Genomic DNA, 22,805 nt, shown 5'->3' with positions numbered 1-22,805 from the left:
GTCAGAGCTCCTTGCTGTGGGCGGGTGCGGCGTCCGAGGCGTCCTCGGAGGGGGGCCGGCGCAGCAGCGCGATCGAGCCGGAGACCGTGGCGGCGCGCAGGGTCCCGTTGCCGGAGCCGAGCGTGCCGGTGATCTTCTTCGCGCCCCACGTGCCGGTCACCCGCAGGTCCTCGAAGGCGCTGCTGACCCGGCCGCTCGCCGTGTTCGCCACCACCTCGGTGTCCGCGGGGTGCGGCAGCCGGATCGCCACGTCACCGGAGACGGTGCCCAGCCGGATGTCCGTCGGGGCGCCCGCCGGGTCGAGGTCCAGCACCACGTTCCCGCTGACCGAGTCGGCCCGTACGGAGGAGCCCGCGCCCTCGACCACCGTGAGGTCGCCCGACACCGAGTGGAACCGCAGCGCGCCGGTGACGGCCTGCGCCTCGATGGTGCCGGAGACCGTCTCGGCGAGCACTGCGCCGGCCAGCCCGACCAGGGTCGCGTCGCCGGTGACGCTCCTCACCTCCGTACGCCCCCGCACGCCGGAGATCACGGCGGCCGCGCCCACGAAGCCGACCTCCACGGAGGCGGACGACGGCACGGCGAGGGAGACGACGGCGCTGCGCCGGTGCCGCTTGTGGTCGAACCAGCCGAGGAAGCTCTGCCACGACAGGTCCTCGTAGCCGACGGTGAGGGTGTCCCCGTCGCGAGTGACGATCAGCGGCGGACCCTCGACCTCGGTGATCTCCAGGCGGGTGCCGCCCCGCGCGGCGAGGGTGGCGGGGTCGGTGCCGACGACGTTGACCGCGCCGCCCTCGATGCGGACGCTCAGCGCGCCGACCGGATCGTCGAAGGTGAACTGGCGTGGCTCCGCCACCCTCCAGGTCGACTGTGACATCGATGACCCCCGTATCCGTTCGGAGCGCCCGGCGGGGCGGGCACTCTTCAGGAAGAGAACCCGGCACGGCGGAACGCGGCGTGGCACGACGCAACACAACATATCGCGTCTCTTGGAGAACACGATATATCGTGGATGTGGGAAGTCAATCGCGAGTGCCCCGGCCGTATCGCGAGTGCACCCGGCCGACGTGCCCGGCCAGGGCCGTCAGGGGCGTCCGGCCGCCTCGGCCGCTCCCGTCGCCTCCTGGTCTGCCGTCACACGTACCGACGCGTCACTCGTCGTCCTCGTCGTCCAGCCGGGCCAGCCAGGTCGCGAGACGTTCCACCGGCACCTCGAAGTCGGGGTTGAGGTCGACGAACACCCGCAGTTGCTCGGCCAGCCATTCGAAGGTGACTTCTTCCTCGCCCCTGCGGGAGGCGAGCTCCTCGATGCCCCGATCGGTGAAGTACATGCTCGTCAGCCTAGATCCCCCAGGTCGGGGCCCAGAACCGGACGCCGCTCCCCGGCGTCCCCCCGGATGGCGGCCCGTGTGATCTCGCGTCCCCGTATCCACTGCCGCTACCCTGCGGGCCTCGGGGTCGGCACGGACGGGGCGTCAGGAACGGGGGATGTCGTGGTGGACACCGGTGGTCGCGTCACGCTTGTGGAAATGCCCGACGGGACGCCCGTATGGGCCAGGATCTCGGGGGCCGAGATGCTGGAGCAGCCCTCGGGCGAGCTGCGGTTCTCGGACGTCGGCGCGGGGCAGCAGGTGGCGGCGCGCGTCGAGGACCTCAAGGAACTGGTGGGGAGCGTGGCCCGGTCGCTGGCCGGACCGCTGCGCGCGGTACGGCCCGACGAGGTCACCGTGGAGTTCTCGATCGAACTGACCGCGAAACCCGGCAAGGTGGTCGGCCTGATCGCGGACGGCGAGGCCAAGGGCGGCATCACCGTCACCCTCGGCTGGCACGGCTCACCGCCCGACCTCACCGAACCGCCCGCGCCCCCCGCCGCGCCGGCGACCGCCCCCGTACCACCCCAAGCGCCTCCGCCCGCCGGAGCGGGACCCGGCGCGGCGGCGCATCCCGGCGGCGGTGCGCCCGGCGCGGGGAGCGGGGCGTGACGTACGACGACGGGGACGGCGCGTTCTACGCGCCGGACGAACCCCTCGCCGCCCTCGCGAGCCTCGTTGCGGCCGCGACCGTGCGCATCCATCGGCCCACCCACGGGTATGACCCCCACGGGCCGGGATCCTTTCTGGGCAGCGGGTTCTTCGTCGCTCCCAACTGGGTCCTGACGTGCGCCCACGTCGGTCTGATGGGCGAGAGGCAGGGGGAGGTGTGCCAGGTGGACGTGGTGTTCGCGGCCCCCGGCGGCGAGGGCGTCACAGCGGTGGGGGGCACCCTCGCGGCGGTCCTGCCCGAGGGGCTGACCGCGCTCCCGGCCCGCGGCGTCCGCGTGCCCTCACCCGACCTGGCGCTGATCCGCCTGGACAGCCCCACCGAGCACCCCTGCGTCCACCTGGCGGAGCGCGTGGCCAGACGCCTCGACGGCGGCAGGGTCGTCTGGGCCGGCTGGGCCGAGGTGGACGGGGGACTCGAACTCGTCGTCAGCGCCCGCGGGCACGACTCGGGTTCGGTCGGCTCGCAGATCCAGCTCGGAGACGGGATGCTGACGGAGGGCATGTCGGGCGGCCCCGTCATCGATCCGCGGCGCGGCCAGGTCGTCGGGGTGATCAAGTCGCGCACGGTCGGCGCGAGCGGCGGAACCGCCGTCGGGATCGAGGCGCTGCGGACGCTTCCCGGCCCGGCCGGCCTGCTGCGGGACGAGGCCCACGACACGTACCAGGCGGTCTGCCACGCGCACGACCGCTATCACCGCGACCGCCACCACCACCCGGGCCCCGAGGAGAGCTGGACCGACGTGCAGACCCGGCTGGAGAAGAGCGCGGGACGCGTGCTCGGCCCCGCCCAGCGCGCCGAACTGCTCGGCAGGCTCGCCGAACTGCCGCCGCCCGTCAGCACGGCGGCCCTGCTGGACCTGATCGCCCGGGCCGAGGGGCGGCGCGGCGGGCGCGGTGCCCAGCCCGTCCCCGCGCCGCGCAGCTGGCGCGACGGCCTCGGCGAACTGCGCGAGACGCACGGCGGCCCGGCCGACCTCGAACTGGTGCTGCGCTACTGCATGAGCGCCGTCGCCGCCGAACGCCCCTACGTCACCGCGGACACCCCGCAGGCCGAGCAGGAGCTGTGGCAGTGGGTGCGCGAACTCGCCAGGGACCGGCTGACCCGTTCCTTCCGCGGCGAACTGCGCCAGCTGTGGGCCGAGAGCCGCGAGCGCACCGACCGCGAGCAGCGCCGTACAGTCCCCGCGTACGGGGAGCGGCCGAGGCCCGGCGAGCGCGCCGGCGTCCTGCTGGAGCTGGAGCCGCGCGGCTGGGAGCGCGACAGCTACGACTGGCGCGTGGGTGTCGCCCACTTCAACGGCGAGGTCGACGCCATAGGCGACGGCACGGGAACCCCGCTGGAGGATTTGACCGGCTCGCTGGCCGGGCCCCTCAGCGAGGCGTTCCGGCAGTGCGACGAGCCGGACGAGCCCGCGGTGCTCCAGGTCGCGCTGGCGCAGGCCGAGTTGGGGCTCGACGTGGAGCGGTGGAGCCTGGTCCCCGGTGGGCTGCCGCTGGGCGTGCAGCGGCCCGTGGTGGTGCGCTGCCTGGACCCCGAGCCGTCCGACGCCGCGGCGGAGGAACAGGCCAGGTGGGACCACCTGCACACGGTGGGCATGCGGGCGGAGGACGTCGACTGCCAGGACGGCGACTGGGTACCCGTCGAGGGGGAGGAGCGGCTGCGTTCCCTCGCGCACGAGACGGTGCCCCTCCTGTGCCACTACGCGCAGCGGCCGGACGGGGAGACCGCCGAGGGCTTCGGCCGGCTCGCCAGGACCGGGTACCGGGTGCTCCTGCTGCGCCGCTCGCCGGGTACGGGCCCCGAGACGCTCTGCGCCGACGTCCACCGCAGGGCGGCGCGCGTACTGACGGAAGCCCGCACGGCCAGTCAGTTGCCGGGTAAAATCCATGAGTTGCGCAAGGGCGTCTGGGACAAGCGGACCGAGACGTACTGGTCGGACCGGGTGGCGCTGCTGTACGACGATCCACGTCACCCGCTGCCCGGCCCCGGCCTGCTCCTGAACGCGCCGTGAGCGGGCCGGACGGGAGCCGGCCCGTCGCACGGGGCGGGGGGTCCGCCGCGCACCGCGCCCTGTGTCACCCGAGACCGGACGGCCCAGCGACGACGACCACGAGGAACACGCTATGAGCGAAACCAGCGAGTGGCTCATCTACCGCGGCGCGGGCGAACCGCACGAGGGCATCACCCGGCTGCCGCCGCCCCCGCCCTGGCGGGACTTCACGGGACACGACGCGGCCTCGCACGAGACGGACGGCGACGAGTCCGCCGACCGTCGCCTCGGCGTGCACCGGCACCGGGCGGAGCTGCACCGGCCCGGCGCCGAGGAACTCGAAATGATCAACGCGGCGCTGTACCTGCGGCGCCCGCTGCTCGTCACGGGCAGCCCCGGCGCGGGCAAGAGCACCCTGGCGCACTCCGTGGCCGCCGAACTCGGTCTCGGCCGCGTCCTGCGCTGGCCCATCGTCAGCAGGACCCGCCTGGTCGACGGCCTCTACCACTACGACGCGATCGCCCGGCTCCAGGACGTCCAGGTCGCCTCCCACCTCGCGGCGCCCGGCACGGACCCGACCGCCGACATCGGCAGCTACATCCGGCTCGGCCCGCTCGGCACGGCACTGCTGCCCTCGGACACCCCGCGCGTCCTGCTCATCGACGAGCTCGACAAGAGCGACATCGACCTGCCCAACGACCTGCTGAACGTGCTGGAGGAGGGCGAATTCGCCATCCCCGAACTGGAGCGCATCGCCGACCGGCTGCCGGGCGGCGAGGCGCAGGTCCTCACCCACGACGGTACGAAGGTCGCCGTCAAGGGCGGCCGGGTGCAGTGCCGCGCCTTCCCGTTCGTCGTCCTGACCAGCAACGGCGAGCGGGACTTCCCCGCCCCCCTGCTGCGCCGGTGCATCCACCTGGAGCTCGGCCGCCCCGACCACCAGCGGCTCTCCACCTTCGTCACCGCGCATCTGGGCGAGGACGCGGCACGTGCGGGCAGCGATCTGATCTCGCAGTTCTTCGAGCGCTCCCAGCGCCAGCAGATCGCCACCGACCAGCTGCTCAACGCCGTGTACCTCACGGGGATAGCGGCCCCGCAGAGCCGCGAGCGCCTGGCCGACCTGCTGATCCAGCGCCTCGACCGGCCGAGGTGACGCGCTGATGTCCGGCGTACCGGCCGAGGCCGGCGGCACCGACCACGGCACACCCGCCGACGGCCCGGGCGAGCGGCAGGAGGACCAGCGCCGCCCGGTCGGGGGCGGGGGCCGCGGGGCACTGCCCGGGTTCGTCGCGCGGCTGCGCCAGGCCGGTCTGGACCCGGACGCGCGCCAGGTCTGCGACGCGCTCTGGCTCGCCGGACATCTCCCTGGCGCCACCGGGGCGGGCCGGCCGCGCGCCGGAGACACACGCCCGGGCGAAAAGCGCGTGGACGACGTGACAGGCTCCACCGACGGCGGGAACACTGCGCCCGTGAACGGCACCCCCCAGAACCCCGGCCGCCCCGCGGCCGACCCCCGGGTCGCCCTCGGCGCGCCCCGCCCGGCCGCCGGGGACGGCTCGCGCGCCACCGTGGCGGAAGCGGGCACGTACCGCTCGGGACGCGGCGCGGGCGGCGGCCCGGCGACCGGCGCCGGCGCGCTGCTGCCGCTCGGTGTGCCCGTGGCGAGCGCGCTGCCCGGCACGCTCGAACTCCAGCGCGCCCTGCGCCCGTTGCAGCGCTACCGGCGATCGGCCGCGCCCGTGGAGACGACACTCGACGAGGCCGCTACGGCCGACCTCAGCGCCCGTGCCGGCGGTCTCGTCGTACCGGTGTACCGCGCGTCCACCCGGGCGGAGGTCGACCTCCAACTGGTGATGGACGTGTCCTCCTCGATGCTCGTATGGCAGCGGCTGGTCATCGAACTGGAAGACATATTCAGCCATTTGGGAGCCTTCCGCGATGTGCGGGTGCGCTATCTCCACAAGGGCCCGGACGGCGAGCCCGCCGTCTCCACCAGCCTCGATCCGCGCGCGGCGGCCCTCGGCCCGGCCGAGCGGCTGAGCGATCCCACCGGCAGCCGGATCACCGTCCTCCTCAGCGACTGCGCGGGGCCCCTCTGGTACAGCGGCCAGGCCCACCGGCTGCTCCACCGGCTTTCGGGGCAGGCCCCTGTCGCCGTGCTCCAGCCCCTGCCGCAACGGCTGTGGGGCCGTACGGGCCTGCCCGTGACGTACGGGGTACTCGCGCGCGGCGAGGGTACGGGCTCCACCGCGCTGCGGCTGGTCGGCCGGAGTGCGCCGGCGCACGCGGCGGGCGCCGTCGCCGTGCCCGTCCTGCCGCCGGTCGCCGCGTCGCTCGGTGCCTGGGCGGGGCTGCTGTCGGGCGCGGGCGCGGGACACACGGACGGCGCGGTCGGCTGGGTGCGCCCCGACCAGGCCGCCACACCCGTACCGCGCGGCGGCCGGCCCCTGCAGGCGGCGCAGGTGGTGCGCAGGTTCCGCTCGGCGGCGTCGCGGGACGCGGGCCGGCTCGCCGGGTACCTGGCGGCCGCGCCGCTGTGGATGCCGGTGATGCAGCTCGTGCAGCGCACGATGCTGCCCGACTCCGGCCCGGCGGAACTGGCCGAGGTGCTGCTCGGCGGCCTGATGCGGCTCGACCGGGACGCACCGGCCGAGGGCGGCCCCTGGTACGCGTTCGAGCCCGGTGTGCAGGACGAACTGCTGGCCCCGCTCACCCGCGAGGAGGCCATGCTGGTCCTGAAGCACTGCTCGGACTACATCGAGCGGCACTTCGGCAAGGGCAGCTGGAACTTCCCCGCCGTCGCCGCGGCCCAGCTCGACCGGGGGCGCTCCGGCATCGACTGGCCGGTCCCGCACCACGCGGGCACGGCCGCGCCGGTCTTCCCCGACGGGGCGGAGGACCCGGAGGAGGCGCGGCGTGCCAGATCCGCGGTGCCGCACCCGTTCGCGGAGGTCGCGGCGCATGTGCTGGAGCAGTTCATGGCGCCGCCCGAGCCCCCGGCCTGGGGCGAGGTCCACCGGCCGCCGGACGCCGTGCGCTCGGCCTGGTCCCTCGTGCGCGACTACGAGGCCGACGGCATGATGCAGCACCTCATCGACGCCGTACAGCTGCTGCGTGGGGCGGTGGCCAACGACGACCGGGCGGACGCCGGGGACCATGGCGAGGAGGCCGAGGGGGAGGAGGGACGTACCGAGGTCCGTACCACCCTCGCGACGTCCCTGCTGAGGCTCTGGCAGGTCCAGGGCGGTGCGGCCCTCCTGGAGGAGGCCGAGGAGGCCGCCCGGTGGGCGATCGACCACTCCGGGGGCGTACGCGGGCGCGCGGTGCTCGCCGGGATCCTGCACGCGGCGGCCGACGACCGGCTCCGGCGCGGTGACGAACGCGGGGCCCTCCAACTGCTGCAGCGGGCCGACCGGGAGTACACGGCCGCCTGCGCGGCCCCCGGCATGGCCCCGGCTGACGCGCTGCGGCTGACCCTGGAGCGGGTGCGCGCCCTGGAGAGCGAGTGGCGGCTCGGCCACGACAGCGCCCTCCTGCAGAACGCCGTCGGCACGCTGGAGGCGTTCTCCGATGCCTGGCCCGACCAGCGCAGCCGCCCCGCGGCCCTGCCGCTGGCCCTCGGGCGGATGCTGCTGCGGCTGTCCGGTGCCACCGAGGACGGCGAACAGGCGCAGCTGTACGCGAAGCAGGCGGCCAGGTCGCTGCGCACCGCGCTCGGCGAGCAGAACGCCGGGCGCCAGACCGGCGGCACGCAGGCGGGGACCGTACTCGACCTCGCGGACGCCCTGCTGGCGTCCGGCGACGGCCTGGACGACGGCCTCACCCTCGTCGGCCGCGCGCTCGGGATCGTCCGCGACGAACGGCTCAGCGCGCAGCTCAGACTCAGGGAGGGGCGTCTCAGACTCGCCAGGTACGAGACGGGGGCGGGCGCCGGGCCCGCCGGTGATCCCGCCGAACTCCACGAAGCCATCAGATCGTTCGAGCTCGCCACCCGGGGCGTGCCGCGTGACACCGCCGCGCACGCGGACGTGCTCGCCGAGTGGGGGAGCGCACTGCTGCGGCGCGCGAGCCTGCCGGACGGCTCCGGGCAGGTGCACAAGGCGGTCCAGGTGCTGCGTGACTGCCGGGCGGAGACGGCCCCGGACGACCCGTTCCAGGCCGACCGGCTGCTGATGCTCGGGCGGGCGCTGATGATCCGGCACCGGATCGCCGAGGACCGGGTCGACCTGCGGGAGGCGGAGTACCTGTTCGGGCTGGCGGCGCGCGAGGCGCGCGACCCGCTGACGCAGGCGCGCTGCTGGCTCGACCTGGGCGACGCTCGCTTCGACGCACACCGGGTGCTGCACCGGCCGACCCGTCTCGACGAGGCGGCGGAGGCGTTTCGCGACGCGGCGGAGGCCGCACGCCGGGCGCAGGAGGGAGCGGGTGACGCGACGCCCGCCCTGACCGCCAGGTCGGAGGAGGCCGTGGCCCTCCAGGCGCGCGCCCACCACGGACGCGGCAGGACGTATGCGGAGGCTGCCCGTCCGCGGGCGGCCCGGGACGCCTACCGGGCCGCCCGCGAGCAGTGGCGCAAACTGCCCGGCGGCGGTGGCGAGGAGGCCCAGGAGACGCTGGAACGGCTGGCGGAGCTGGAGAGTTGAGCGCCCTCGGGGGAAGCAGTCGCAATTGATCGAAAATGAAGGCAGTTGGCCGCGCCCCGATCGAATGCGACTGATTGTCAGGTGTGTTGACCGGGCGTCCGTACGGGTACCCACAAGGCACGGCACGAACGAGCACCGCGACGGGCCGGGCGGGGCCGCGACGGATCGCGACGCGGACGGGTAGCGCGCGAACGGGCACGGCGCAGCGGGGGCACCGTACGGGCACCGCACGGCACAACAGCACGGCACGGCACAGCACGGTACGAACGAGCACAGCACGGCACGGCACAGCACGGGACGAACGAGCACAGCACGGCACGGCACGAACGAGCACGGCACGACCGGAAGACCGCGAACGGGCTCAAAGGCGAGTGCCGCACGGGCAGGTGGAGCACGCACCGCGACACACGCACGGCGACCACGGGGAGAGACGATGACCGATCCGCTGAGCCCTGACACCGGCGGCCGCACCGACGCCGGCCACCCCACGGACCCGCACGCCCCCACGGACACGGACGGAGCACGAGGGGACGGCGAGGCGCCGGGTGTCCCACTGCCGCCGCTGCCCGACCTCTGCGAGGTCGACCTGGAGACCCTGCGCACGCTCGACCACCCCGTCCTCGCGGAGATGGTCACCGAACTGCGCGAGCGAGCCGAGCGCCCGCGGGAGATGCTCTGGGGCTTCAGCAACTCGCCGTTCTGACGGCTCCGGGGGCGCGGGCTCCGCGGCGGCGCGGTGCGGAACGGACGGGTGGCCACCGCGGGCATGTGCCTCGTGCCCATGCCTGCCCCGGGCACCCGCACGAATCCGGACCGCGCTGCTCGGGAACCGGACAACATCGTCCGGACACGGTTCGAGCCCGCCCGTCGCAGACATATCCCGTCTCGGGGTCCCCGTTCCGTTCCCGGGCCGGCCCGCACCGCAGCGACGGGACCCACAGGTCCGTGAGACGCAGAGCATCGGGGGTTCGTCCGTGCCTCGCAGAGGGACGCCGTTGGGCGCCGGCGTGCGCGTCCCCTTCGCGCAGTTCATCGTCAAGGTGCACGGGCGGTGCAACCTCGCGTGCCGCTACTGCTACCTGTACGCGGGCCCCGACCACTCCTGGCGCGCCCGTCCCGCCCGCGCGGGCGACGACGTCCTGGACCGCACGGCCGCCCGCATCGCGGAGCACGCGCGCACCCACGCCCTGCCGGCCCTCTCGCTCGTCCTGCACGGCGGGGAGCCGCTGCTCGCCGGGGCGGACCGGCTCGGGGCCTTCGCCGACCTCGTACGGGAACGGGTGCCGGACGGCTGCTGGGTGGACGCGGCCGTGCAGACCAACGCCACCCTGCTGGACGCCGCCGGGACCGACACCCTCGCGCGCCACGGCATCAGGGTCGGCATCAGCCTCGACGGCGGCCTGCCCGAGCACAACGCGGCCCGCGTGGACCACGCGGGAAGGCCCTCCTGGGCCGCCGCGACCCGCGGCGCCCGGCTGCTCGCCGAACGGGCGCCCCAGGCGTACGCGGGTGTCCTGACGGTCGTGGACCCGAGCACGGACCCGGTCGCGGTGTACGAGTCGCTGCTCGCTCTCGACCCGCCCGCGCTCGACCTGCTGCTGCCGCACGGCAACTGGAGTGTCCCGCCGCCCGGCATCCCGGGAGGCGACCCGGCGGGAGCGCCCGGCACCCCGCGCCGCACCCCGTACGGCGACTGGCTCTGCGCCGTCTTCGACCGGTGGTGGGACGCGGGACGGCGCGAGGTGCGCGTCCGGTTGTTCCAGGAGTGCATCGGCCTGCTGTTCGGCCTGCCCGGCGCCACCGAGTCCCTGGGACTCGACCCGCTGGGCGCGATCGTCGTGGAGACGGACGGCGCCATCGAGCAGGTCGACTCGCTCAAGTCCGCCTACGACGGCGCCGCGGGGACGGGCCTCGACGTCTTCCGGCACACCTTCGACGACGCCCTGGGCCACCCGGCCGTTCTCGCGCGGCAGGCCGGCGCCGCCGCGCTCGCGCCCGCCTGCCGTGCCTGTCCGCTGCTCGCCGTCTGCGGGGGTGGCCACTACGCCCACCGCTACCGTGCGGGCGGCGGCTTCGGGCATCCATCCGTCTACTGCGCCGACCTCGACCGGCTGATCCGGCACATCGCGGCGCGGCTCGCGGCCGTCACCGTCGGGAGCGGCACGTGAGGTCCCCCGTGAACGCCACCTCCACAGCCGCCGCCCCGGCCCCCGCCGTGTCCGAGACGCTGTTGCGCGAACTCGGCCGTACCGAGGGTGGCGACGCCATCGGGCTGCTGGTCCGCGACCAGCACGCGCGCCGACTCGTGCGCCTGCGGGCGGTGCTCGACGCCGCGGCGGCGCTGCCCGCGGCCCTCGGCCCGCCCGGCGCGCTCGACCGGCTGCGTGCCGACTGGTCGCTGCTGGAGGCGGCCGAGCGCGCCGACCGGGATGCCGTACGGACCGTCCTGCTGCATCCGCTGATCGGCCCCTGGTCGCAGCGCTGCCTGTACGGGCTCGCCGCGGCCGGCGGCGGCGCGGGCGACCGCACCGGCACCGGCACCGGCCGTGAGCATGCCGGCGACGGGGAGCGCGGGGCCGGCGCGGCCGGGGAGCTCGCCGCCGACCTCGGCCACTTCGGCGCGATCGCCGCCGCGGCGGCCGTCCACGCCGGACTCGCCTTCACCGCCCGGCTCACCGCGTACGGCGACCTGCTCGCCCTGCCCACTATCGGCGCACTGCGCACCCACCCGGGCGCCCGGGTGGACCTCCGCCTGGCCGACGGTGTCCTGACCCTGAGCCAGGGAGCGGCGGCACCGCCCGTCGTGGTCCACCCGGTCCCCGCGCCGCCGGACCGGCAGCACCGAAGGGACACGAACGCGGCACGCCGGGCCGGCGCCAGTGCCGCGTCCACCCGCTCCGACGACCCGCGCTGGCTGCCGCTGGGCACCCTGCCCGCCCTGGTGCCCGGTGCCGCCCCCGTGCTCCTGGACGACCTCGACCCGTACCGCACCGCGGGAAGCGGCCTCGAACGGCACGGCCTCGGCGCCGTCACGCGGCTCGACCCAGCCAGCCGGGCCGCCTGGGCGGCGTCATGGGCGGGCACGGAGCCCGTCCTGCGGGTCGGCGGCGCGCACCGCACGGCCGAGGCGGCCCTGCTGCTGCGCTGCCTCGTGCCGCTGGCGCCGCCGCCGGGGCAGGGCCCGGCGGGGGAGAGCGCGTCCCACTGCAGCGGCACCCGGCGCGAGGCGTTCGGCGCCGTCCTCAGCAGCCGCCCCGCCACGCCCGCCTACTTCGCGGCCACGCTCGTCCACGAACTGCAGCACACCAAACTGTCCGCGTTGAGCACCCTCGTCCGGTTGCACGAGGCGGGTCCGGCCGAAGCGTACTTCGCGCCCTGGCGCACTGATCCGCGCCCCTTCGACGGGCTCCTCCAGGGTGCCTACTCGCACCTCGCGCTCGCGGACTACTGGCATCGCTACGCTCTGACCGCGCACAGCACGGCGGAGCGCGACCTGGCGTGGGCGGAGCACGCGCGCTGCGCCGAACAGGTGGGGGCGGTCCTGCCGGTCCTCACGACCGCGGACACCCTGACCACGCAAGGCCGGGTCCTGGTGGGCGAGATGACGGCCACGTACGACCGGCTCGCGAAGGAGCCGCCGCCTCCCGGGCACGCGGCACGGGCCCGCGCCTACGTCAGCACGGCGCACACCCTGTGGCGCCAGCGACGGCACACCGCCGTGCGGCCCCGGACCGCACGCGAGAGCGTCGCGGACACGCCCGCAGAGGTGCGCGGGGAGGCGGAGAAGCGACCGGACGCATGAATCTTGCCGCCCATCCACGTGGTTCGCTTCCCGGTCCGATTCCACACCGTCAGGATCGAATCGCGGGGTCCCGGCAGGGCCTAAGCTCGACGGCATGTCAGGCGCGCCCATCACGACGCAGGGGAGACGGTTGAATGCCCGGAACACGTAAGAGGGTTGCCGCGTCCGGGCCGCTGACCGTGACGATCAGCTTCGCCGGATACAACCGTGTGTGGGCGGCCTGGATAGGAGACCGGCTGGAGCGCCGCGGACACACGGTCTCGTACCAGCGGTGGGACCCCCAGGGGGGTACTCCGCTCGTCGACTCGCTGCGCGCCCTGACCCTCGCGCCGGGACCCGTCCTCGTCATCCTCAGCACCTGGTACTTCCAGATGGGGCCGCGTACGCACGCCGAGTGGAACAGCGCCCTGACCGAGGTGGTCGGTGCCGACCCCGGCCGGTTCGCCGGGGTCTCCGTCACCACCGACGCGCTGCCGCCCGCCACGTCGGTGTTCGCCGCCGCGGACCTCACCGCGGTCGGTGAGCAGGAGGCCGAGCGGCGTGTCCTGACGAGGCTCGGCCTGCCCGCCGACCCGCTCCCCGCCGGCACCCGCAAGGGGCCCCGCTTCCCCAACGACCCGTCCGACGTGTGGGGCGGTGTGCCCCGCCGGAACACTCGCTTCACCGGACGGGAGCGGCTGCTCAACGACACCTACCACGCCCTTCGCGACGCCGAGGAAGGCGCCCGCGTCGTGACGCTGCACGGCATGTCGGGCGTGGGAAAGACACAGCTCGCCGCCGAGTACGTGTACCGCTTCGGCGGCGAGTACGACGTGGTGTGGTGGGCCGCCGCCGACAAGCGGGCGGTGTGCCGCCAGCGGCTCGCCCAACTCGCCCCGGAACTCGGCCTGTCGACGGGTGTCGACTACGGCGAGCGGCTCCGCGCGACCCACATCGCGCTGCGCAGGGGCGACCCGTACGGCCGGTGGCTGATCGTGTTCGACGGCGCGGACGACCCCGACGCGGTCTGGGACCTGGTGCCCGACGGCCCGGGCGATGTGCTCATCACGGCTCGCAACCCTGACTGGGCGCAGCACAACAGCCTCCTGATCGAGGTGCCCGAGTACAACCGCGACGAGTCGGTGGCGTTCGTCCTGCGCCGCGCCCCGCGCCTGAGCGCGCGCGAGGCCGACCGGCTCGCCGAGGCACTGGAGGACCTGCCGCTGCTGCTCGACCAGACAGCGGGCTGGCTCAACGACTCCGACATGTCGGTGGACGAGTACATCGCGCTGCTGGAGCAGGAGGGCATCGACGAGGACGTCGTCCGGGTCTCGCGCGACTTCCCGACGCCCTTCAGGACCAGTTGGTCGATACTGCTCAACAGGCTCAGGGAGACCGTTCCAGAGGCCGTCTCGCTGCTGCGGCTGTGCGCGTTCTTCGCGCCCGGCTCCATCCCCGTGCGCCTGGTGCGCGACCTGCCGGCCGCCGAGCTGCCGGAAAGCCTGCGGGGACTGGTGAGCAACTCCGTCAGCTGGGCCACCGCCATCAACAAGCTCCGCCAGTACGCGGTCGTACGAGCGGTCGGCGTCGGTGACCGGGAGATCCACGAGACCATGCCGGAGGCTGTCGGCACGGTGCCGGGCGACACCCTCTACATGCACCGGCTGGTGCACCAGATCATCCGCCAGGACATGCCCGAGGAGGAGTACGAGGAGCTCATCGAGGTCGTGCGCCGCGCCCTCGCCGCCGCCGACCCCGGCCAGCCGACGGACTCCCGGATGTGGCCGGAGTACGCGGAGATCACGCCCCACCTCAAGTGGGCGGACGTCCTGCAGAGCACCAGCCCGGCCATGCACACCCTGGTGCTCAACTGCCTGCAGTACATGCTGAACTCGGGTGAGTACCAGGCAGGTCTGACGCTCGGTACCCGCGCCATGAAGGCGTGGAAGGAGCAGCTGGGGGAGACCCACCCGCGCATCTGGGACCTCACCCACCACTACGCCAACCTGCTGCGCGCCGTGGGCGACTACGCGCACACGGAGGCCATCGAGCGCACCGCGGTCAACCACCTCAGGGAGGCCCACGGCGCCAGGGACCTCACCCATCTGCGGGCCGCCAGCGGACTCGCCGCCGACCTGCGCGGCCTCGGCCGCTACGACGAGGCGCGCACCATCTCGGGGTGGGTCCTCGACGCCTACCGGGAACTGCTGGGCGAGCAGGACGCGCGCACCCTGAACGCGCAGAACAACGTGGCCGTCTCGCTGCGGCTGCTGGGCCGGTACGAGGAAGCCCTTGAGCTGGACATGAAAACCCTGATCGAGCGGCGGCGCCTGCTGCGGCCCCGCCACCGCTGGTCGCTCTTCTCCGAAGTGCACGTCTCGACCGACCAGCGCCTGCTGGGCCGCTACAACGAGGCCGAGTCGCTCCAGACGCAGAGCGTGCGGGTGCACCGCAGCATCCTCGGGCCCGACAACCCGCAGACGCTGAACGCGGAGCACAGCCTGGCACTCGCGCTCTACCGCATCGGGCGGCGCCGTGAGGCCGCCGAACTGTTCACCGGCGTCCTCGAACGCAGCGAGCGCGTCCTCGGCGAGGGCGACCCCGACACCCTGCGCTTCGCGGCAGGACAGAGCTGCTTCGCCCGCGAACACGGGGACATCGACCAGGCCAGGGAAATAAGCGAACGCGTCGTCGAGGGCTACACCCTGCTGCTCGGACCGGCGCACCCGTTCCCGATGGGCGCCAGGTCCAACCAGGCGCTCATCATGCGGGCGGTCGGCGAGCGCGAGCAGGCGTACGAACTGGCCGAGCAGGCACTCGCCGGGATGCGGGCCGCGGTGGGCCCCGACCACCCGTGGACGCTGGGCTGCGCCATCAACGCCTCCGAGATGCGCACCCTGCGCGGCGATGTGGAGTCGGCGGCCGCGCTGAACGCGGACACCGCCGCGCGGGCGGCCGAGGTGCTGGGCCGTACGCACCCGATGACTCTCTCCGCCCGCATCGCCATGGCGGCGGACCTGCGGACGCTCGGCGACCGGCAGGCGGCCGACAAGGCCGAGACGGAGGCGCTGGAGGACCTGACCTCGACGCTGGGGCCGCAGCACCCGCACACGATGTCGGCGCGGGCGCGGACGAGGCCGTACTGGGACTTCGAGCCGCAGATCATCTGACGGCCGGAGTGCCCGGCCCGTCCGCGGCGTCCGGCGAGCGCGCCGCCGTACGGGAAGGGCCCCGGTTCCGCGAGAGTGTCGCGGAACCGGGGCCCTTCCTTCACCGAGCGGACGGGTCTTCGCCGTCAGGCGTCGAAGACCTCGCTGACCAGCTGTTCCTGCTCCTGCTCGTGACGCTTCTTCGAACCCACCGCCGGGGACGACGAGTGCGGGCGCGAGATGCGGCGCAGGCGCTCGTCGTGCGGGACGTCCGCGCCGACGGCCAGGTCCAGGTGGTCGATCAGGTTGAGCGCGACGAACGGCCAGGCACCCTGGTTCGCCGGCTCCTCCTGCGCCCACAGGTACTTCTCCGCGTTCGGGAACTTCGCGATCTCGGCCTGCAGCTCCGCACCCGGCAGCGGGTACAGCCGCTCCAGGCGGATGATCGCGGTGTCCGTCACGCCGCGCTTCTTCCGCCCGGCGTCGAGGTCGTAGTAGACCTTGCCGGCCGTGAAGACGACCTTGCGGACCTGTGCGGGATCGACGCTGTCGTCGCCGATCACCGGGCGGAAGCCGCCGGTGGTGAACTCCTCGGCCTTCGACTGCGCCGCCTTGAGCCGGAGCATCGACTTCGGGGTGAAGACGATCAGCGGCTTGTGGTGCGGGTTGTGCACCTGCCAGCGCAGCAGGTGGAAGTAGTTCGACGGCAGCGTCGGCACGGCAACGGTCATGTTGCCCTGCGCGCAGAGCGCCATGAACCGCTCGATGCGGGCCGACGAGTGGTCCGGGCCCTGGCCCTCGTAGCCGTGCGGCAGCAGCAGGGTGACGCCGGACGTCTGGCCCCACTTCTGCTCGGCGGCCGAGATGTACTCGTCCACGATGGACTGCGCGCCGTTGGCGAAGTCACCGAACTGCGCCTCCCACATGACCAGCGCGTCCGGGCGGGCCAGCGAGTAGCCGTACTCGAAGCCCATCGCCGCGTACTCGCTGAGCAGGGAGTCGTAGACGTTGTAGCGGGCCTGCTCCTCCGTCAGGTACTGCAGCGGCGTGTACTCCTCGCCGGACTGCTGGTCGACGAGGACCGCGTGGCGCTGGCCGAACGTGCCGCGGCGGGTGTCCTGGCCCGCCAGGCGGACCGGGGTGCCCTCCATCAGCAGCGAGCCGATGGCCAGCGTCTCGCCGGTGCCCCAGTCGATCGTGCCGTCGTCGACGGAGGCCGCGCGGCGCTGGAGCTGCGGCATGAGCCGCGGGTGGACGTGGATCCCGTCGGGGATGTTGACCTGCGACTCGGCGATCCGCTTGACGACCTCCTGGGAGACCCCGGTCGTGACGCTCACCGGGAACTCGGCCTGCGCGCCCGGGACGACCGCCTCGGACGGCTGCGAGGTGGCCTCGCGGACCTCCGCGAAGACCTTCTCCAGCTGTCCCTGGAAGTCCTGGAGCGCCTGCTCGGCCTCCTCCAGCGTGATGTCGCCCCGGCCGATCAGCGACTCGGTGTACAGCTTGCGCACCGAGCGCTTGTTGTCGATCAGGTTGTACATCTGCGGGTTCGTGAACTGCGGGTTGTCGCCCTCGTTGTGACCGCGGCGGCGGTAGCAGATCATGTCGATGACGATGTCCTTGTTGAACGCCTGACGGAACTCGAAGGCCAGCCGCGCGACGCGGACCACGGCCTCCGGGTCGTCACCGTTCACGTGGATGATCGGCGCCTCGATCATGCGGGCCACGTCCGTCGCGTACATCGACGAGCGGGACGCCTCCGGGGCGGCGGTGAAGCCGACCTGGTTGTTGATGACGATGTGCACGGTGCCGCCGGTGCGGTAGCCGCGCAGCTGCGACATGTTCAGCGTCTCCGCGACGACGCCCTGGCCCGCGAAGGCCGCGTCGCCGTGCAGGGCCACCGGCAGGACCGTGAAGTCCGTGCCCGCCTTGTTGATGATGTCCTGCTTGGCGCGGGCGATGCCCTCGATGACCGGGTCGACGGTCTCCAGGTGCGAGGGGTTCGCCGCCAGCGACACCTTGATCTGCTCGCCGTCCAGGCCCGTGAACGTGCCCTCGGCGCCCAGGTGGTACTTCACGTCGCCGGAGCCGTGCATCGACTTCGGGTCGAGGTTGCCCTCGAACTCGCGGAAGATCTGCGCGTACGACTTGCCGACGATGTTCGCCAGCACGTTGAGCCGGCCACGGTGCGACATGCCGACGACGACCTCGTCGAGACGCGACTCGGCCGCCGCGTCCAGCACCGCGTCCAGCAGCGGGATGACGGACTCGCCGCCCTCCAGCGAGAAGCGCTTCTGGCCGACGTACTTCGTCTGAAGGAACGTCTCGAACGCCTCGGCGGCGTTCAGCCGGCGCAGGATCCGCAGCTGCTCCTCGCGCTCGGGGTTCGAGTGCGGGCGCTCCACCCGGTCCTGCAGCCACTTGCGCTGCTTCGGGTCCTGGATGTGCATGTACTCGATGCCGATGGTGCGGCAGTACGAGTCGCGCAGGACGCCCAGGATGTCGCGCAGCGTCATGGTGGACTTGCCCGCGAAGCCGCCGACGGCGAAGTCCCGCTCCAGGTCCCACAGGGTGAGGCCGTGCTCGGTGACGTCGAGGTCGGGGTGCTTGCGCTGGCGGTACTCCAGCGGGTCGGTGTCGGCCATGACGTGGCCGCGCACCCGGTAGGAGTGGATCAGCTCGAAGACGCGCGCGGCCTTCGTGACGTCGTCGTCGTGCGACGCGTCGATGTCCTTCATCCAGCGGACCGGCTCGTACGGGATCCGCAGCGACTCGAAGATCTCGTCGTAGAAGCCGTTCTCGCCCAGCAGCAGCTGGTTGACGATCCGCAGGAACTCGCCGGACGCCGCACCCTGGATGACCCGGTGGTCGTACGTCGAGGTCAGCGTCATGACCTTCGAGATGCCCAGCTGGTTCAGGGTGTCCTGGGACGTGCCCTGGAACTCGGCCGGGTACTCCATGGCACCGACGCCGAGGATGACGCTCTGGCCGGGCATCAGGCGAGGCACGGAGTGGACCGTGCCGATACCGCCCGGGTTCGTCAGCGAGACCGTGACGCCCGTGAAGTCGTCCATCGTGAGCTTGCCGTTGCGGGCGCGCCTGACGATGTCCTCGTACGCCTGCCAGAACTCGAAGAAACCGAGCGTCTCGGCCTTCTTGATGCCGGCGACGACGAGCTGACGGTCGCCGTTCGGCTTCACCAGGTCGATGGCGAGGCCGAGGTTCACGTGCGCCGGCTTGACCAGGGTCGGCTTGCCGTCCTTCTGGACGAACGAGTGGTTCATCGACGGCATGGCCTTGATGGCCTGCACCATCGCGTACCCGATGAGGTGCGTGAAAGAGATCTTCCCGCCGCGGGCGCGCTTGAGGTGGTTGTTGATGACGATGCGGTTGTCGAACAGCAGCTTCACCGGAACCGCGCGCACGGACGTCGCCGTGGGCAGTTCGAGCGAGGCCGCCATGTTCTTCGCGACGGCGGCCGACGGGCCACGCAGCGTCACGTACTCCGGGCCGGTCTCCGCCTCGTCGGCCGGTGCGGCCTTCGGAGCGGCCTTGGCGGCCGGCTTCGCGGCCGAGGCCGGCTGCGCGGGGGCGGCCGGTGCCTGCACGGGCGCTGACGGCGCGGGAGGCGGCGTCTGGGCCTGCGGTGCGGCGGGAGCCGCCGGAGCCTGCGCGGGAGCGGCCTGTGCGGGTGCCGACGGCGCGGGCGACGGGGCCTGCGCGGCGGCGGGCGCGGCCGGAGCCGGCGCCGACGGCTGCGCGGGAGCGGGTGCCGGCTGCGCGGGAGCCGCGGTGTCCGCGGCTGCGGTCTGCGTGGTCTTGTCCGCCGAGCCGGTGCCACCCGGCTTGTAGTCGGCGAAGAAGTCCCACCAGGCACGGTCGACGGAGTTCGGGTCCTGGAGGTACTGCTGGTAGATCTCGTCGACAAGCCACTCATTGGGGCCGAAGGCGGCGGCAGGGTTTTGACCCTGCCCGTCTTGGCCATCGGTCGAGATGCTCGCGTTACTGGTGGACTGAGACGACACGGCGTGAACCGCCCTCTTCCGCTTCACAAGGTGATGGACAGCGGAAATCAAGGCTACGCCTACCGGGCTGCCAGATGCAGGCCGGACGGGTCATCGTCGCGCACGTCACATCTCAGGAGGTGTTTCGGCGCGCGATTTGGCGGGAATCTAACGTGTTTTGCCAGGCCACGGTCGTACGGCTTCCCGAACAACCAGAGGTGTCGTGGCCCTGGCCGCTCCGGTCGCCGATGTACCGGTCCTGAACTGGTAGTACCCAGGTGGCGGCATACGCCAACCACGCCATCCGGTATTTTTCGGGTTCATTCCGGCGCATCGGGGTGACAGGACCGTCTCCGCCCCTGTCACCCCGATGGACGCGAGCCGTCAATCCCGCTGCCGCGGCACTCCCGGAAGGGTGACCCGTATGCGGCAGCCACGGGCCGATTCGGCCACACCTATCCGGCCGCCGTGGAGATCCACGGCCCAGCGGGCGATCGCGAGCCCGAGCCCCGTGCCGCCGTCGTTCCCGCCGCCCTGGCTGCCGCCGGACGTGATCCGGCCGCGGTTGAAGCGCTCGAAGACCCTGCTGCGCTCCTCTTCCGGGATCCCCGGGCCCTCGTCCTGGACCTCCAGATGCAGCGACTCCGGCGCGGTGCCCCGCCGCGCCCGGACGGTCACCCGGCCGTGCGGCGGGCTGTGCTTGACCGCGTTGTCGATGAGATTCGCCACGACCTGGTGCAGGCGCTCCGCGTCCGCGTACGCCGTCAGCTCCGGCGGCGAGACGTCCAGGTGCAGATGGACGTCGGTCCTCGTGTGCAGCCCCGAACCGCTGCTGAGGCCGCGCTGCGCGGCGGCGAGGTTCGCCTCCTTGAGGACACCCGACAGATACGGCCACACCTCGAAACGGGTGGCCTTCAGCGGGACGACGCCGTTGTCGATGCGCGACAGGTCGAGCAGCGTCTCCACCAGGCGGCCGAGCCGCTCCGTCTGGCTCAGTGCCGTGCGCATCGTCTCCGGATCCGCCGCGGAGACGCCGTCCACGACGTTCTCCAGGACGGCCCGCAACGCGGCGATCGGCGTGCGCAGCTCGTGCGAGACGTTCGCGACCAGCTCTTTCCTGTGCCGGTCCACGTCCTCAAGATCGTCCGCCATGCGGTTGATCGTCGAGGCCAGGTCGCCCAGCTCGTCGCGCCGGTCCGCCCCGCTGACCCGGCGGGTGTACTCGCCGTGGGAGATGCCCTTGGCGACCGTGTTCATCTCGTCCAGCGGAGCGGTCAGGCCGTGCGCCACGAACTGCGTGATCAGCAGGGTCGCGATCACCGAGAAGACCGTGATGAACCGCAGCTCGGTCTTGGTCCGCAGCGCCACCATCAGCAGCCCGGTCGTGATGAAGACCGAGACCACGACCAGAGTGCCGAGCTTCGCCTTGATCGAGAAGGGCCGGACGCCGTACCGGTCACCCCGGCGCGGGCCGGCCCGGCCCTTTCCCACTCGCTCCACGCTCCGTCCGCCGCCGTCCCCCGGCCGGCCCGCCAGGTTCATGGCGCCGGGGTCTCCAGGGCGTACCCGACGCCGTGGACCGTGCGGATCCGCTCCGCGCCGATCTTGCGGCGCAGCGCCTTGATGTGACTGTCGACCGTCCTCGTGCCCGACGCGTCGGCCCAGTCCCACACCTCGGCGAGCAGCTGCTCGCGCGAGAGGACCGCCCGCGGCGTGTTCGCCAGGCACACCAGCAGATCGAACTCCGTCGGCGTCAGGTGCACGTCGTCACCGCGCACCCGCACCCGGCGCTGGGCGTGGTCGACCTCCAGTTCGCCCAGCCTGAGAATGCCGCTGCGCGGAGTCACGGCCGCCAGCGCGGCCCGCTCCACCCGCCGCAGCAGCACATGCACGCGCGCCGCCAGTTCCCGCATGGAGAACGGCTTCGTCATGTAGTCGTCCGCGCCGACGCCGAGCCCGACGAGCATGTCCGTCTCGTCGTCGCGTGCCGTCAGCATCAGGACGGGAACCGGTCGCTGTGCCTGCACACGCCGGCACACCTCCAGCCCGTCGAACCCCGGCAGCATCACGTCGAGCACCATCAGATCCGGCTGCCACGCCTCCGCCGCGTCCACCGCGGCGGGGCCGTCGACAGCCGTCTGGACGAGGAAGCCCTCGGCCCGCAAGCGGGCCGCGATGGCGTCGACGATCGTGGCGTCGTCCTCGACGACGAGGACCCGACGCTGGGCGCCCGGCGTGGCCGCCACTCCGTTGTGGCTGGTATGTGTCTGCTCCATCGCCCGCCCCTGGTACGCGTTCTTCCGCGCTCCGTATGCCCTCGATCCGCCGATCTACGTCGGTTTACTGCCTGGGGGGTGTCGTAGATCGTCGAATCCTGTATTTCGTGGAGCAGCGTAGAGGTACGGGCGGCCTTTCGGCTACGCAGTGCGAACAGCGAGATGGACGACGTCGGGCTCTCCCCGGGCAACCCCTGCCTCTTCATGCGTTACCCCAGTGAATCCGGCATTCCGCAATGCATCGGCAAAGGTCGGAGAGGGTTGCGCGGACCAGACGGCAAGTACCCCCGAGGGGTTCAACAGGGCCTGGCAGGCGGCAAGTCCTTCCTCTGCGTAGAGGATTTCGTTGCTCTCGGTGACCGGTCGGTCCGGCCCGTTGTCGATGTCCAGACACAGTGCGTCATACCTGTCGGAGGTGGTACGTACATAGTCCAGAAGATCGGTGTGCAGAATCACAGTTCTCGGATCGATCAGCGCGGCCTTCGAGATCCGCGCGAGCGGCCCCTCGTGGTGCCAGTCGATGATGGCCTGCTCCCGTTCGACCACCGTGATCCGGCCCCACCGGGGGTCGGCGACCGCGTGCGCGAGGGAGAAGCCGACGCCGAGACCGCCGATCAGCACCGACGGCAGCATGCTCTGCCGCTCCTCGGGCAGCGCGCGGAACGCGGCGTCGACGAGGAGCCGCTCGGAGCGCCCGTCCGAGGTGTCCATCAGGAAGGTGCCGTTGGCGATGATCTCCAGAACGTCCGCGCCGTCCCCCTCGACGGGCCGCCGCCGCAGCACGATCTCGCCGTAGGGCCCCTCCCGCCGGTCCAGCGTGACGGGCGGTCCTGCTGCGCTGCCCTGGGCAGCGGCCGGATCGGGCACGTCGGCACTCCTGTCTCTCTGTCTCTCGTGGGTCGTCGCCCGGCGCACCCGT

General features: G+C 72.9%; 14 protein-coding genes. 8 read left to right on the top strand and 6 right to left on the bottom strand.

From position 1 onward, the window contains the following. Nucleotide 1: 1 nt before the first annotated feature. Nucleotides 2-877 carry a DUF4097 family beta strand repeat-containing protein gene (locus OG310_RS10985; protein WP_329455694.1) on the bottom strand — a complete coding sequence of 292 codons (876 nt, stop codon included), beginning with the start codon at nt 875-877 and terminating at the stop codon, nt 2-4. A 274-nt stretch (nt 878-1,151) separates the two neighbouring features. After that, complete coding sequence (locus OG310_RS10980; RefSeq protein WP_329455693.1) at nt 1,152-1,331, bottom strand: DUF6104 family protein; 180 nt, start codon at nt 1,329-1,331, stop codon at nt 1,152-1,154. 198 nt (nt 1,332-1,529) lie between these two features. Between OG310_RS10980 and OG310_RS10975 the strand changes: the two genes are divergently transcribed. The 8 genes from OG310_RS10975 (at nt 1,530) to fxsT (ending at nt 15,627) form a co-directional block, all read left to right on the top strand. Further along, nucleotides 1,530-1,982: a CU044_2847 family protein gene (locus tag OG310_RS10975; protein WP_329455692.1), complete on the top strand. Its 453-nt coding sequence runs from the start codon at nt 1,530-1,532 to the stop codon at nt 1,980-1,982. Continuing rightward, entirely contained in the window at nt 1,979-4,054 is a 2,076-nt protein-coding gene (locus OG310_RS10970) for a VMAP-C domain-containing protein (protein WP_329455691.1), read from the top strand. The genes OG310_RS10975 and OG310_RS10970 overlap by 4 nt, the downstream gene beginning before the upstream one ends. A gap of 112 nt (nt 4,055-4,166) precedes the next feature. Beyond that, a complete protein-coding gene (locus tag OG310_RS10965; protein ID WP_329455690.1) occupies nt 4,167-5,186 on the top strand; it encodes an AAA family ATPase in 1,020 nt (339 codons plus the stop codon). Between the two features lie 7 nt (nt 5,187-5,193). After that, a complete protein-coding gene (locus tag OG310_RS10960) occupies nt 5,194-8,676 on the top strand; it encodes an SAV_2336 N-terminal domain-related protein (protein WP_329455689.1) in 3,483 nt (1,160 codons plus the stop codon). A gap of 433 nt (nt 8,677-9,109) precedes the next feature. Then, nucleotides 9,110-9,379: an FxSxx-COOH cyclophane-containing RiPP peptide gene (gene fxsA, locus OG310_RS38540; RefSeq protein ID WP_443078602.1), complete on the top strand. Its 270-nt coding sequence runs from the start codon at nt 9,110-9,112 to the stop codon at nt 9,377-9,379. A 271-nt stretch (nt 9,380-9,650) separates the two neighbouring features. Continuing rightward, complete coding sequence (locus OG310_RS10950; RefSeq protein WP_329455688.1) at nt 9,651-10,844, top strand: FxsB family cyclophane-forming radical SAM/SPASM peptide maturase; 1,194 nt, start codon at nt 9,651-9,653, stop codon at nt 10,842-10,844. After that, on the top strand, nt 10,841-12,478 hold the full coding sequence (locus tag OG310_RS10945) for an aKG-HExxH-type peptide beta-hydroxylase (protein WP_329455687.1): 1,638 nt from the start codon (nt 10,841-10,843) through the stop codon (nt 12,476-12,478). Before OG310_RS10950 ends, OG310_RS10945 begins: the two co-directional genes overlap by 4 nt. 134 nt (nt 12,479-12,612) lie before the next feature. Further along, entirely contained in the window at nt 12,613-15,627 is a 3,015-nt protein-coding gene (fxsT, locus tag OG310_RS10940; protein ID WP_329455686.1) for an FxSxx-COOH system tetratricopeptide repeat protein, read from the top strand. A 125-nt stretch (nt 15,628-15,752) separates the two neighbouring features. Here the strand turns inward: fxsT and OG310_RS10935 are convergent, their stop codons facing one another. From OG310_RS10935 to OG310_RS10920, 4 genes are all read right to left on the bottom strand, one after another. Further along, complete coding sequence (locus OG310_RS10935) at nt 15,753-19,631, bottom strand: multifunctional oxoglutarate decarboxylase/oxoglutarate dehydrogenase thiamine pyrophosphate-binding subunit/dihydrolipoyllysine-residue succinyltransferase subunit (RefSeq protein WP_329455685.1); 3,879 nt, start codon at nt 19,629-19,631, stop codon at nt 15,753-15,755. 363 nt (nt 19,632-19,994) lie between these two features. After that, complete coding sequence (locus OG310_RS10930) at nt 19,995-21,110, bottom strand: HAMP domain-containing sensor histidine kinase (RefSeq protein ID WP_329455684.1); 1,116 nt, start codon at nt 21,108-21,110, stop codon at nt 19,995-19,997. 38 nt (nt 21,111-21,148) lie between these two features. Further along, complete coding sequence (locus OG310_RS10925) at nt 21,149-21,886, bottom strand: response regulator transcription factor (protein ID WP_329455683.1); 738 nt, start codon at nt 21,884-21,886, stop codon at nt 21,149-21,151. A gap of 141 nt (nt 21,887-22,027) precedes the next feature. Then, nucleotides 22,028-22,753 (bottom strand): spermidine synthase, encoded by a 726-nt coding sequence (locus OG310_RS10920; RefSeq protein ID WP_329455682.1) that lies wholly within the window; start codon nt 22,751-22,753, stop codon nt 22,028-22,030. Nucleotides 22,754-22,805: the final 52 nt, after the last annotated feature.

Source organism: Streptomyces sp. NBC_01497 (assembly GCF_036250695.1).
Lineage (GTDB): Bacteria > Actinomycetota > Actinomycetes > Streptomycetales > Streptomycetaceae > Streptomyces.
Note: the sequence above shows the minus strand (reverse complement) of the source record. Positions and strands in the feature narration are given on the sequence as shown.

What these genes read in the sequence shown, in the direction of transcription:
- OG310_RS10980 (WP_329455693.1), bottom strand. Translation starts at nt 1,331, where the DNA reads ATGTACTTCACCGATCGGGGCATCGAGGAGCTCGCCTCCCGCAGGGGC.
- OG310_RS10925 (WP_329455683.1), bottom strand. Translation starts at nt 21,886, where the DNA reads ATGGAGCAGACACATACCAGCCACAACGGAGTGGCGGCCACGCCGGGC.
- OG310_RS10960 (WP_329455689.1), top strand. Translation starts at nt 5,194, where the DNA reads ATGTCCGGCGTACCGGCCGAGGCCGGCGGCACCGACCACGGCACACCC.
- OG310_RS10975 (WP_329455692.1), top strand. Translation starts at nt 1,530, where the DNA reads ATGCCCGACGGGACGCCCGTATGGGCCAGGATCTCGGGGGCCGAGATG.
- OG310_RS10965 (WP_329455690.1), top strand. Translation starts at nt 4,167, where the DNA reads ATGAGCGAAACCAGCGAGTGGCTCATCTACCGCGGCGCGGGCGAACCG.
- fxsA (WP_443078602.1), top strand. Translation starts at nt 9,110, where the DNA reads ATGACCGATCCGCTGAGCCCTGACACCGGCGGCCGCACCGACGCCGGC.
- OG310_RS10985 (WP_329455694.1), bottom strand. Translation starts at nt 877, where the DNA reads ATGTCACAGTCGACCTGGAGGGTGGCGGAGCCACGCCAGTTCACCTTC.
- fxsT (WP_329455686.1), top strand. Translation starts at nt 12,613, where the DNA reads ATGCCCGGAACACGTAAGAGGGTTGCCGCGTCCGGGCCGCTGACCGTG.